Raw genomic sequence first — 13,217 nt, 5'->3', positions numbered from 1 at the left:
CGAGGGCGTATCAGCTCTGTCGCCCGTGTTCGCCGCAAAATCCAGTATATCCGCATCCGAAGTTGCGGATTGCGTTGTGCAACGCTGGAGACAGAGCACGCGGCAACTGCATCGCAGCGAGCGCGCTGGAACAATCATACTGAGCGCCGAATCGTTCTTTCGCGGAGTGCCGGTTGGACTGCGCATCGTGCCTGACGGGCGCCACTCGCGCGTCGAATACTTCCGCCAGCGCCGCGCCGATCCGCTCTACTCGTTGATGGTACGCGGATGTCTTCATCCTCGCGCGCCGGGCGCTCCGCAGTCGTGAGCGCACCACGCAGCGCCCGTGGCCTCGGATCCTCGGTGCTGGACGGCAGCGTCTATTCCCGATCTCGCTTGCGATCGGCGCTGATGGGAGCCGGGTTCGGTCTCGCCTTTCTCGTGTTGATCGCACGGGCGTTCTGGGTCCAATGCGTCCATGACGATTTCTATCAGTTCCAGGGGGAGATTCGCCAGGTCCGCGATTTTCCCGTGCATGCGCCCCGTGGCCGCATTCTCGACCGAAACGGCAAAATCCTCGCGATGAGCGTGGCCACCCGTTCGCTATGGGTCGATGCACGTAACGTGGCCAGCGTTCCGGAAAGCAAGCTCGCATCGGCGGCAGCCCTGCTCGGCATCGATCGCAACCGCATCGAGGACGCGTATCGCGAACACCGCGCATTCGCGTATCTGCGACGGCAAGTGCCGATCGCAAAAGCGAAAGCAGCGTTGGAACTCGATATCCCGGGGCTCTACGCAGAGCGCGACTATCGACGGCTCTATCCGGAGGGCGCGATCGCCGCGCACGTGACTGGCTTCGCCGGCATCGACGGCGAGGGCCTCGAAGGCGTCGAACGCGTCGACAACCGAATCCTGACGGGTATGGATGGCCAACGGCGCGTGTTGCGCAACGCACGCGGCCAGATCATCGATACGCTGGGCTTCATCGCACCCAAGCCGGGGCGGGATATCCGGCTATCCATTGATCGATCGATCCAGTATGCGGCCTTCAAGGCCATTCAGAAAGCGGTGCGGCGCACCGGCGCACAAGCAGGCTCCGCCATCGTGCTCGACGCGCATACCGGCGAAATACTCGCGATGAGCAACTGGCCGGCCTATGATCCGAACTCGCGCTTGGCTCGCAGCGGCCTGCACGTCCGCAATCGGGCCGTGACCGACGTCTTCGAGCCCGGCTCGGTACTCAAGCCGGTGACTATCGCACTGGCATTGCAACGGGGTGTCGTCACGCCGGCCACGATTGTTCCGACGAACGGCGGCCGCCTCCGCCTCGATCATGCCGTCATTCATGATGACAAGAACTTCGGGACGTTGACGGTCTCCCAGGTCATACAGAAGTCGAGCAACGTCGGCACGACGAAGATCGCGCTCATGATGTCGCCACGCGATATGTGGAAGAATTTTCGCGCCGTCGGTCTTGGGCGACGGCCGCATTCAGGTCTTCCCGGCGCGATGGAGGGAAGCCTCCGTCCCTACCAGAACTGGAAGCGCATTGAACAGGCCACGATGTCTTACGGTTACGGGCTGTCGGCCTCCCTGCTCCAGCTTGCGCAGGCCTATACGGTGTTTGCGAATGACGGCGTTTTCATCCCCGCCACGATTGACGCGAGAAATGCATCGGCCGCGCGTGGACACCGCGTTTATTCCGCAAAGGTTGCCCGGCAGGTCAGAGCCATGATGCGGGCAGTTGTATCGGCAGATGGCACCGCCCCTCAGGCCGCGATCCGCGGCTATACCGCTGCCGGCAAGACGGGGACGGCATACCGGTGGACGTCCCGCGGCTACAATCGCGACGAATACCGTGCTTCCTTTGTCGGTATCGTTCCCGCACAAGCACCTCGCGTCATTATTGCCGTGTCGATTGACCGGCCGCGCAAAGGCTCGCATTTTGGCGGGGCGGTGTCGGGCCCCGTATTCTCAAAAATCGGGCGCGACGTGATGCGGATCCTCAATGTGATGCCCGACGATCCGGGTACGCAACTTCTTTGCAGTCCGTGTGCCGCGACCTGAGCACAGCGCGCGCCAATCACGGTACTCGGTATGTTCGTGAAGAGCGATGATGGCAACGTCGCTGCCATGCGGGGCCACGCTTTACGTGACGGCCGCTCGTTCCTCGAGGGCTGCCTGTCCGACGACATGGACTGTTCGGGTCGGGAAAGCAAATTCGAGTCCGACGCGCGAGATTCCAGCCATCAGGTCCAGATTGATTTCTTGTTGAACGTCCATATAGAGGTTGTAGCTCGGATCCGTGACGTAATACACGACTTCGAACGTCAGGTCGCTATCGCCAAACCCCTTGAAATGCGCCCGGTCAAAGCGGGTATTGCCGGCCGACTCGACCGCTGATTTTACAATCTCCGGCACCATCCGCAGTTTCTCCGGCGTCGCCTCGTAAGTCAGCCCGAAGGAAAACTGGATACGGCGTTCGGTCATGCGCTTGTAGTTGTGAATCGTATGTTTGAGCAGTTCGGTGTTGCTGCAGACGATTTGCTCGCCGCTCAGACTGCGAATACGTGTCGTCTTCAGCCCGATATGTTCGATGCTGCCGGCCACATCGCCGAAGACGATAAAATCGCCAATTTCGAAGGGCTTGTCCAGACCGATCGCGAGCGACGCAAACAAGTCGCTCAATATGCTCTGAACGGCCAAGGCAACCGCGACGCCGCCCACGCCGAGGCTGGCAACAAAGGCCGTGATGTTGATCCCCATGTTGGCGAGAATCGCCAGTAGAAGCACGGACCACACCAGACCTCTCAAGGTCCATGCGATCATCGTGGTCATCACCGGATTATGGGCAGGGGCATCTGCTGCCTGCAAACGTCGCGCGGTCCAGATGCTGACGCCGCGGCTGGCCCATAGTGCCAATTGCAGCCCGACCACGAGGAACCAGAGGTGGTCAAGCCGAATGTTCCAGCGTTCCGGGAGCGGCAAGAACTTTGCGCCGATCAGTATCGCGGCGGCAAGGAGGGTGATTCTGCTTGTACTGCAAAGTACGTCGACGAGCATGTCGTCATACTGCGAACTGGTACGCTTCGAAAGCGTCGTGAGGCGATCCGTGACGAATTTGAGCACGTACGCAAGAATGATATAGCTTGCCGCAGCCGCGCCTATCGCATATGCCCAGTCAATCGCGGCAACGCCCATGAAGGCATTCAGGTCCAGCCAGCTTTTCATTGTTCGTCCCCGTTCCAATGTAGTCCGTGCAGGTAAACTGCTCATTACTTGAGCATCGATGCACTTTTTGTGTCGTCTCCTATCTTGAATAGTTCCCCGATCCCCGCGTTTTTTTCGTACGTGCGGGTATGGATCAGGTATGGAATTTGATCAGGCCGGCCGCGTTCACAGGTCGCCTTTGTACGGTCGATTTGGATGACGTTGATCCTGGAACGCCGTCTGGCTTCCATGCACCGCCGACAGACGCACCAAACCGCACCAATACGTCACTGCTGATGAACGCACGCGCAGCGACATCGCCGAATGGGCGCTTCCTTCAGTGCATTCCCAGTGGCTTCATGACGATACCCACCACGTGCGACCGCCAGATCTCGCGCTTCGCAGCGACCGGGACCCATCCACTGCGCGAGCGCAGGCGCGCTGAAGCTCGAACCGTCACCGTCGAATCCACCAGCGGCCTGCTGCCGGAGCGATCTTCGATCCTGCGGAATGCGCGAACCTTGGCCCTCAGCAACCGGACGTCGGGTGCAAGAGACATGTCGTACTTCGCCGACGTTCGAATCCATCGGTCGATTTCCGCGACGCAATTGATCACGACCGGACGAACGTTGATGCGCGCCAGTTAGCGGTAATCCTCGGGAATCGCATCGTCGGCGCGCAAGCGTGCGACAGACGCAAACAGCAACAGCAACGTGGCGAGAAAAATCAGCAGGCCCTTCATGAGTCGAGACGAACGCGGTTAATGACGTTCGATGCCCTGGAACAATGCTCCAGAAGGTCATCGGTGGTCAGCGGGAAAATAGCGTGTCGACAACGCTTCGTACAGCGGCGGAGCAAAGAATCGCGACACGCGGCTGGCGATCAGCGCAGTGGCCATCAACGAGATGACCAGTGCGTGACCGTTGATCATCTCGATGACGATCACGAATGCCGTGATCGGGCTCTGCGTGACCGCGGCCAGATAGCCGACCATCCCGAGCGCGATTAGCATCTGCAGTTGCATTCCCGAGAACAAAATATGGAGTGTGTTGCCGATCCCCGCACCGATCGCGAGCGACGGTGCAAACAAGCCGCCCGGCGCGCCGGGCAGGTACGAGCCAATCATCGAAACCATCTTGAGCACCGGATACAGGACGCTCACGTTCGTGTGGCTTTCGAGCATGCCCCGTGCTTCTGCGTAACCGCTGCCGAATGTATGCCCGTGCGTCGCAACGCCCACGACTGCGATAACCAACCCGCACGCTGCCCCGAATAGGATCGGCTGCCCGGCACGAAAATCCTGGAGCTTGCGCGGCATCCAGCGTCGCGTGTTGAGTAACAGCCAGCAGAAGATTCCGCCCATGACACCCGCGATCACACCGATGAGGACGACCGCAAGCGCCAGCGACTGAGGCAGGTGCGCACCTACGTCGATCGTGCCGAAATAAACGTAGTTACCCTGCAGGCCGAGCGACACGATACCGGCGAAGATGATCGCCGTAATCAGCACGCCGCTCGTCCGTTGTTCGAAACTGCGCGTGAGTTCCTCGATCGCGAACACCACGCCTGCGAGCGGCGCATTGAACGCGGCGGAAAGGCCGGCTGCCGCGCCCGCGAGGGCCAGCCGGTGCTCGAGCACACCGGGCCGGATCGCACGAAACCGCTGAGGATAAAACCTTCGCAGGTTGAACATGAGTGCAGCACCCACGTGGATCGTCGGTCCTTCGCGACCGATGGTGAACCCGCCAAGAATGGCCAGGAACGAGACCAGAATCTTCCCGATCAGGATCCGGATCTTGAGCAGCCGCGCACCCGTGTTGCCCGGCGCATGCAGCATGGCAATCACCTGTGGAATGCCGCTCCCCTCCGCACCATCGAAGAATCTCCGCGTCAGCCAGACCGTCACCGCACCGATCAGCGGCGTGACGATCAGCGGCAACCATGCATGTTCGGCGGCATAGCCCAGAAACACCGCGTAGCCGAAATCGATCAGCTTCGCGTAAAGCACCGCGACGAGGCCGACCGCCACCGCACCCAGCCAGAACACGCCATAGTGAAGCCACAGACGCCGCGCATGCAGCAACGCGCGTCGATCTGCGAGCGCGGAAATGCGGATCATCGGTCTCCCCCTGCCCACTCGTCAGTCTCGTTCATTTTCAAACGCTGTCCGGATCGTTCAGGTTCGCCGCGGCGGCGGCTTCATGCCGAATGCGATCGCCAACCATACTGCAACCATGCCGGCACACACCAGAAACACCATGTTCGGGCCGCCCTGCTTGAGCAGCCAGCCGCCCACGATGCCGCCGAGCGCGAGCCCGATCGATTGCGTGGTGTTGTAGACGCCCGTGGCCGCGCCCTTGCGCGAACCGGGCGCGAGCTTCGACACGAGCGACGGCTGCGACGCTTCCAGGATGTTGAAGCCCAGGAAGTACACGAACAGGATCGCCGCCACAATCAGGATGGTATGCGGTGCGCTGCCGAGCAACAATTGGCCGATCAGGATAGCCAGAATGCCGCCGAGCAGCACCGGTTTCATCTTGCCCCGTTTTTCCGCGACGATGATCGCCGGAACCATCATCACGAACGCGAGCCCCATCACCGGCAAGTAGACCTTCCAGTGCGCGGCGACCGGCAGCCCGCCGTCGACCAGCAGGCGCGGCACGACGAGGAACAGCGCCGTCTGCGTCGCGTGCAACACCAGCACGCCGAAGTTCAGGCGCAGCAGCTCGACGTTGTGCAGCACCTCGCCGAACGGCGCCGGCACGTGCACGGGCCTCGCCGCGTCGGGCACGATCCACACCACGACGCCGATCGCGAGGATCGACAGCACGCCGACGATCGCGAACAGCCCGCTCATCCCGACCCAGTGGAACACGATCGGCGCGCCGACGATCGCGACCGCGAACGACACGCCGATCGAGCCGCCGACCATCGCCATCGCCTTCGTGCGGTTCTGCTCGGAGGTCAGGTCGGCGATGAATGCGAGCACCGCGGACGACACGGCACCCATGCCCTGGATCACGCGGCCGACGATGATCCACGTGATGTCGTGCGCGAACGCGGCGACGAAGCTGCCGAGCGCGAAGATCAGGAGGCCGGTGGCGATCACGGGCTTGCGGCCGAACTTGTCGGACGCCCAGCCGTAGAAGATGTAGAACAGCGACTGCGTGACGCCGTAGGCACCGAGCGCGATACCGACGAGCAGCACGTTATCGCCGCCCGGGATGGTTTTCGCATAGACCGAGAACACCGGCATGATCATGAACAGGCCGAGCATGCGCAGCGCGAAGATCGCCGCGAGCGACGTGGTCGCGCGCAATTCGGGCGCGGTCATGCGGGAAGACACGGTGGACGACTGGGACATCGTTGACGCGATTTACCGAACAGATCCAACAACGGACAAAAAAAACCCAGCTGGGTAGCCGGGTTCAATAAGCTCGCCCCGGCCTTTCGAATCGGGACGACCGGACGTCGAGTGACGCGAGCTGAGGGAGCACATCTGAATTCACAATTTCGCAGAATTTCCGCATCGTAACATGGCAACTAGTCACGATGTGACATTTCTTCTACTCTAGTAAAGGCGATCGTGTTCCAGATTCATGTGACCAAGAAAATCTTTCGAATCACCCTTCAATTCATTTACAAAACTCCGTCGCCTGTCAAACAGGAGCAGCCCCGTTCACCGTGCTTCCGGCAGTGATGCCACGACCCGTTCCGTTGATCTGCGACCCATTCCGTTCAATCGAACGTCCTCTTCGGGAGACCAGTGATGAAGAGCTTGATGCGATATGCGGTGGTGTCAGCCCTTGTGCTGTTCGGTGGATGCCATTCCGCGACAAAGACGTCCAGCACTCCAGGCATGATGAATCAGAGTGCCGCAAATGGTCAGGCGGTCGGAACACCGTCGACCATGGCTGACGAATTGAACAATCCCAACAGCCCGCTCGCAAAGCGCAGCATCTATTTCGATTTCGACAGTTATGAGGTGAAGCCTGAGTATCAGTCGCTACTGCAAGCGCATGCCGACTATCTGCGTCTTCACCCAAGCCGACACGTCTTGATCCAGGGGAATACCGACGAACGTGGCACCAGCGAGTACAACCTCGCGTTAGGTGAGCGCCGGTCGCAGGCCGTGCTACGCACACTGGAAACGCTCGGCGTACCTGATTCACAGATCGAGGCAGTCAGCTTCGGCAAGGAGAAGCCGGTTGCATTGGGCCACGACGAAGCGTCGTGGGCCCAGAATCGTCGCGCGGATATCGTTTATCGATGAAGCGCTATCGTGCGCGGGAGCCCGCTCCCGCCAGGCACCGACCGACAGAAATGGTTCGTCACCGATATCGCGGTCACAAGCCCATGAAGTACGTCCGGACATCCATCTCGGCGGACCAGGACTGCACATCGGAGAGTTCATTGAACTCGACCGGCTTCCCTCGGTAAAGGCAACAATATCCATTCACCGTTCTGTAGACGATGACCCACTCGCGATCGTCACTCGCCTCGTCTTCCAGATTACCGGCCAACACTTCCTTCCATTCATCGAGATGCAGGGCCACCGCAAGGCGCCGACGCAGGACGGCCAGCTCAACGCTGAGTTTCATGCTGCCCCTCCTTGCCGGCATGCGCTTCGGCCCGCGTCGACGCGTGGCTGTCACCATGCTGTTTCCCTGGCCGCCGGCTGCGCTCCGTTCCGCGCCGGTTCTCGGGAAAAATCCTGATGCTGCTCGCCACCGCGTCTGCGATGTGTTCCTTGGCAATGACCCCGACCACTTCCATCGCGCCCTCTTCTTCGGGTCGGGTCACGACCACTGCCATGGTCGCGTGCTTCTGACGCAGCTTGCTGATCACGTCGAACGCCGCTTCACCCGGCGCGACCACGATGAAATTGCGTTGAGCGAGTGCACCGAGCGTCACCGACGGATGGTCGTGCGAGATGGCCCGGCGCAACCCGGTGTTGATGCGAAGCACACCCTCGATCCGGCCCGATCGCGTGACGACCACGTGGCGGAACGGGGGGCCATCCAGATTGCCCAGAATGTCGCGGAACGGTACCTCGGCGTCCTGCACGAGCACGTCCGTCTCCATCACGTGCGCCGCGTTCTGGACGAGGAACATGTTGGCATGCAAAGCGTTCGGAATCACGTGACCGCGACGCACGAGCTTGAGCGTATAGATGCTTTCGCGGCAAAGCAGGCGCCGGGTCGCAAGGCTGACCGCAACGGCGATGATCATGGGCAGCACGATGTCGTAGTCGCGGGTCATCTCGAAGATCATCGCGACCGCCGTCATCGCCGCACCGGTTCCCCCGCCCACCATCGCCCCCATCCCGACCATCGCGAACGCAGGTGCGCTGACGGGTGCCGAGGGCAGTACGGCCTGGACGAATGCGGCGAACGCCGCACCCAATGCCGCGCCGATGAAAAGCGACGGCGAGAAGACACCGCCAGAGGATCCCGAGCCCAGGCTGATCGACGTCGCGAGGGACTTGCAGAGCGCAAGCATGATCAGAAACAGGCAGCCACCGAGCTGTCCGTAAAGCAGCGCCTGAATCGTTGCATATCCCACGCCTTCTACGTAGTAATGCCCGGCGAAGCGCATTAGCAGGTAGATCGTCACTCCGACGAGCAACATCCCCAACGCGTGACGCGCATACCGTCCCGGAATGCGCTCGAAGACATCCTCCGCAAAATGAAGCCCGTGGGTCAGTATCGCTGCGCTGGTACCGGTGACAATGCCGAGCGCCGCATACAGCAGGAGTGTCAGCACACTGCCCGGACGATCGGGAATCGCGCCCAGTTGGGCCGGCACCAGAAACGCCGGCGCACTGCCGAAGAATAGCCGTCCGACGAAGGTCGCAGTGCCGGTCGCCAGCGCGACGGGAAGGAATGTGTTCACGCTGATTTCCGGCATCATCAGCTCGGTCGCAAACAGGACACCGCCGATCGGCGTATTGAACGTCGCGGCGATCCCGGCACCCGCGCCCGCTGCCACGAGCGTGATTCGCTGGCCGGCGGTCATCCTGACCGCTTGCCCCAGCGTCGAGCCGAGCGCCGAGCCGATCTGGATGATCGGCCCCTCTCGACCGACCGCCGCGCCGGTGCCGATTGCGAACGCGGACGCCAGCGATTTCACGATAGCGACGACAGGGCGAATCACGCCGCGCTTGAAATAAATCGCGTCCATCACCTCGGGCACGCCGTGCCCCTTCGCTTCCGGCGCGAAGGTGCAGACGAGCCACGTCACAACCAGGCCACCGACAACCGGCACCAATATGACAAACGCCCCCCATACGGAAGTCGGCGTGAACTCGCTCGCGTTGTACGAGACCGAAAACCGGCCGAGGAAAAAGGCGTTGTGCACAAAACCGATCAGCCCGCGGAACGCGACGGCGCCGACTCCAGTGACGACGCCAACCACGATCCCCAGGCAACTCAGGCGATACATGTCGATTGGCGACGCGTCGTCCTCCGTTTGTGACGAACGCTGGACGCGACCGGTTTCCACGCGAAGCGATGCGAGTTCGCCGGCCGCGCTGTCCTTTCCTCCTGCCGATCCCGATGTCATGACGCCCGCCTGTGTCGAGTGTGTCGATACGTCAACTGGTCTCGTTCATGCGCCCCATCATCTCCGACGTCTCGCCTGCATCGAGCGCGCTGCGCATGGCCAGCGCAAGCACCACCACGCTCCAGGCGGCGACCAGCAGAATGTCCCAGCCGAATCCGATGACGCCCAGGCCGCCGCCGATGCCGCCCATCCAGGACAAGAGCCATAACCCGCCGAACCACGGGAGCAACCACGCGATATGCTTCCAGCCGAAGTCTCGCGCGCTACGGCGTAACACGACGTGATGGTGAAGCGCGTAGAGGGCGAAGGCGATCGCCACCAGCGAGAACAGGAAGTTGTTGGTCTTGAAGCCGGTCCAGTAGATGACGAGGTTGCTGCACACGAATGCGAGCGGCGCGATCAACCCGGCCCAGCTCATGCGGAACGGCCGCTGCAGTTCCGGCATGTTGCGCCGCAGGACGAGCAGCGCGATCGGGCCCAGCCCGTACGTGAGCACGGTGATCGACGTGATGTAGCTCACCATTTGCTGCCACGCCGGAAACGGCAGCAGAAACAGCACGCCGACACCCCACATGATCAGCACCGCGACCCAGGGGATCCTGTTGGCGTTCAGCCGCGTCAGCATGCGCGGGCCGGCTTGCAGTTCGCCCGCCGCGAATAGGATGCGCGAGCCGCCGGTGACATACATGAGTCCAGTGCCCCCGGGCGACACGTACGCGTCGATGTAGAGCAGCGTTGCCATCCAGCCCATGCCGAGGGATGCGGCAAGCCCTGCAAACGGCCCCATCTCGCCCTTGAAGCTGAGATGGTTCCATCCGCCGGCAAGGTCGGCCGGCGCGAGCGCGTAGATGAACGCGATCTGCAGCAGGATGTAGATGACGGCGGCCAGAAGTACCGCGCCGATCACGGCCAGCGGAATGTTTCGATGCGGATTGGCGCTTTCGCCGCCCAGGTCGATCGCGGTTCGAAAGCCGAGGTAGCTGAAGACGATGCCCGCGGCCGGCAGCGCAGTGAACATACCCGATAGATGGTAACTGGCAGGCGCCGCTTGCATCACGCCCCAGTGCGTACTCGCACCCAGCAATCCGGCAATCGTCAGAAGCGGCACGAGCACTTTCCACCACGTCATGGTGGAGTTCACGCGCAACAGCCAGCGGACCACCATCAGGTTCAGCAGGGCCATGACCCCGAGCAGGCCGGCACAGGCCATGAAACCGATCGCCGTCAGCAGGCCGGCGCTTCCCGGCTGGATAAACCACGGCAGGTAGTTGTTCGCGTAGGTGACGATTGCCTCTGCCTCGACTGCCGGCACCGGCACATACGCGAGAAACAGCAGTCCGCACCAGATGCGTCCGAGTCCTGCGCCGTGGCTCGCATGGCTCATGTGCACGAGAGCACCGCTGCGGGGAAACAGTGCGGCGAGCTCGGCAAAACAAAGCGCGATCAACATGATGATGACCGCGCCCAGAACCCAGCTGCCGATGCTCAGCGGCCCTGCAATGCGCGATGCGTGATAGGCGCCGAACAGCCAGCCGGAACCGACCATGCTGGTCGTGCTGGCGAACAACAGCCCGATGATTCCGGCGTCACGCCGGAGCTTGCCTTCCAGATTGAGGCTCGAGGTCGTGCTCATATCCCACTCCTTGCAAACGACCTCCCCCTGCTGCGTGTGTGTTCGTTCTCCCGCCCTTCCGGTTCTCGTGACGACCGATGTGTGTCGACCGTTCGGTGAACCTGTTGCGCGCGCATCGTTGCCGCGCGATCAGTTGGTACCGGTGACGTCGTGGAATGCCCAGCCGAACGACTGAATTTCCGATTTGTGCAAAGCCGCGACCTTGCGCAGACAATCCGCACCTTTTTCTGTCAGATGGATCTCCACTTGCCTTCGATCCTGCTCGCTCGTCTGGCGCCGGACGAGCCCGGCTGCTTCGCAGCGTGTGATGAGCGCCACAGTGCCATGCGAGGATGCCTGTAGCCGCTCGGCAATCTCGCCCACTGTCGCCCACGAGCGGTCCGGAAACGCACAGGTGTGCAACATCAGCATGTATTGCAACGGCGTCAGCCCCTCGGCACGCAGGATCTCCTCCGAGAAACGCAGAAAACGCCGCAGCCGGTAGCGAAATTCGGATAGCTGCTCGAGGTCATGTTTCGTGGCGCTTGCGCCAGCCTTTCGATTGCTTGCTGCCATCACGAACTCCGGGAACACCGGGAGTTTTCTGGAATCATGTCATCACGTGACCTAAAATATAGGCGCGCGTGATGGGTAGTGCAAAGTGCTTTCATCGGTCGCTACTCCCGTCGCTGCGTGGATTGACCCCATCAACCTGAATCGGTGAGGACAAGTGGAAGGCATTTCGATACCGCTGCTGGTCGCGCTGGTCGTCGTACAGCCCGGTGATTCGATAAGCTCACATGCGGGAACGGCCAGCCACGTCGTTGTCTCGGCGCGAAATATACTGCATGTCGGCAACCTGCGGGCGTGGCCAAGTTTCATGCCGAACACCCACCGCCCGGCGGCAAGCTATTCGACTTCCACTAGGGTCTACATCCCCAGCGTGACGTATCACCCCGACGGTTGGGGCACTCTCCCCCGGCTGGCGGGCGAACGGTTCAAGTGGTAATCGATCAGCACCGCCTAAGGTCCACCCGCTGCCGCAAGGCACCGCGGTGAGGTCCTCGGCAAGGGAGTTCAGATTCTCCCGTCCATCCGGGCAAACCGCCCATTCGAGTTTCGCAACTGCGCAGAGTGGATTGTGGGCGGTCTGTTCGTCAAGACGCGAGTGCCACACACGTCAAGCTCTTCAGCTAGAGACGGTCATGTCGCATCCGTACAGGGGACAACCTCTCACTACGGCTGCGCGACTCGCACGCCAATCTGAATAATCTGAGATTACGTGCACCTGGCTCACTGCTACGCCGAAGGACTGAACGCTGTGATTTTGTTTCGTCCGGTCGCCTTTGCGTAGTACAGCACTTCATCGGCGGCATTGATCACGGCTCCCGGGTCGCCGCCTTGATCCGGCGTCCAACTCGCCAACCCAATACTCGCGATTACGCACCCATATTCGCTTCCGACGTGCTCGAGTTCGAGTCCGTTAATTGAACCGGTGACCTGAGGCGGAATTTTGTGACCAATCAAGCAGTGAGTCTCGCGTCGATATTATCGGAATCCAGCCAGGCTCGACGGACCGCGGCGGGAGGTTGGTAGCGATGCGCGCTATGCGGCCGGCGCTCGTTGTAGAACTGCGGCCAGCGTTCGACGAGCACCTTTGCCTCGGCACGGCTGCGGAACCATTCCCGGTTCAGCAATTCGTCACGCAGCTTGCCGTGGCAAAGGTGCTCGACGAACCCGTTTGCCACGGACTGCCAGGCGCGATGAAGGCCGGACCGATTGCAGCGTCTCGCAGCCAACGCATGATCTTGGCCGCGGTAAAGTCAGCGCCGTTGTTCATGAACTGGAAGGC

The 13,217-nt window shown here is 61.5% G+C and carries 10 protein-coding genes and 2 pseudogenes; 3 read left to right on the top strand and 9 right to left on the bottom strand.

What is annotated here, in order from left to right; all coding sequences use genetic code 11:
- Positions 1-342 precede the first annotated feature (342 nt).
- Positions 343-2,046, top strand: a complete 1,704-nt coding sequence (locus WS66_RS06195) for a peptidoglycan D,D-transpeptidase FtsI family protein (protein WP_236872928.1) — start codon at positions 343-345, stop codon at positions 2,044-2,046.
- 81 nt (positions 2,047-2,127) lie between these two features.
- Here WS66_RS06195 and WS66_RS06190 read toward each other — a convergent pair whose 3' ends face one another.
- Positions 2,128-3,210 carry a mechanosensitive ion channel family protein gene (locus WS66_RS06190; protein WP_059602332.1) on the bottom strand — a complete coding sequence of 361 codons (1,083 nt, stop codon included), beginning with the start codon at positions 3,208-3,210 and terminating at the stop codon, positions 2,128-2,130.
- 128 nt (positions 3,211-3,338) lie between these two features.
- On the opposite strand from WS66_RS06190, the gene WS66_RS33565 reads away from it, so the two are divergent.
- A complete protein-coding gene (locus WS66_RS33565; RefSeq protein ID WP_159086521.1) occupies positions 3,339-3,836 on the top strand; it encodes a hypothetical protein in 498 nt (165 codons plus the stop codon).
- Positions 3,837-3,988: 152 nt separating this feature from the next.
- Here WS66_RS33565 and WS66_RS06180 read toward each other — a convergent pair whose 3' ends face one another.
- The gene (locus WS66_RS06180; RefSeq protein ID WP_059602340.1) at positions 3,989-5,308 is read right to left on the bottom strand and encodes a chloride channel protein; all 1,320 of its coding nucleotides are present in this window, start codon (positions 5,306-5,308) and stop codon (positions 3,989-3,991) included.
- Positions 5,309-5,365: 57 nt separating this feature from the next.
- Entirely contained in the window at positions 5,366-6,553 is a 1,188-nt protein-coding gene (locus tag WS66_RS06175; protein ID WP_335672049.1) for an MFS transporter, read from the bottom strand.
- Between the two features lie 405 nt (positions 6,554-6,958).
- Between WS66_RS06175 and pal the strand changes: the two genes are divergently transcribed.
- Positions 6,959-7,462: a peptidoglycan-associated lipoprotein Pal gene (pal, locus tag WS66_RS06170; protein ID WP_059600458.1), complete on the top strand. Its 504-nt coding sequence runs from the start codon at positions 6,959-6,961 to the stop codon at positions 7,460-7,462.
- A 73-nt stretch (positions 7,463-7,535) separates the two neighbouring features.
- On the opposite strand, the gene WS66_RS06165 is transcribed toward pal, so the two are convergent.
- The 6 genes and pseudogenes from WS66_RS06165 to WS66_RS06140 form a co-directional block, all read right to left on the bottom strand.
- Entirely contained in the window at positions 7,536-7,790 is a 255-nt protein-coding gene (locus WS66_RS06165) for a hypothetical protein (protein WP_059600459.1), read from the bottom strand.
- Entirely contained in the window at positions 7,774-9,753 is a 1,980-nt protein-coding gene (locus WS66_RS06160) for a chloride channel protein (protein WP_082728890.1), read from the bottom strand. Before WS66_RS06160 ends, WS66_RS06165 begins: the two co-directional genes overlap by 17 nt.
- Positions 9,754-9,784: 31 nt before the next feature.
- Entirely contained in the window at positions 9,785-11,386 is a 1,602-nt protein-coding gene (locus WS66_RS06155; RefSeq protein WP_059600460.1) for an APC family permease, read from the bottom strand.
- A 129-nt stretch (positions 11,387-11,515) separates the two neighbouring features.
- Complete coding sequence (locus WS66_RS06150) at positions 11,516-11,941, bottom strand: MarR family winged helix-turn-helix transcriptional regulator (RefSeq protein WP_059600593.1); 426 nt, start codon at positions 11,939-11,941, stop codon at positions 11,516-11,518.
- A 723-nt stretch (positions 11,942-12,664) separates the two neighbouring features.
- Positions 12,665-12,853, bottom strand: a pseudogene (locus tag WS66_RS06145) (diguanylate cyclase domain-containing protein); the annotation flags it as partial.
- A gap of 35 nt (positions 12,854-12,888) precedes the next feature.
- Positions 12,889-13,217 (bottom strand): annotated as a pseudogene (locus tag WS66_RS06140) (integrase core domain-containing protein); the annotation flags it as partial.

The sequence above is a fragment of the Burkholderia sp. LA-2-3-30-S1-D2 genome, assembly GCF_001523915.2.
GTDB classification, from domain to species: Bacteria; Pseudomonadota; Gammaproteobacteria; order Burkholderiales; family Burkholderiaceae; genus Burkholderia; species Burkholderia diffusa.
This window is presented reverse-complemented; position numbering and strand designations above follow the sequence as displayed.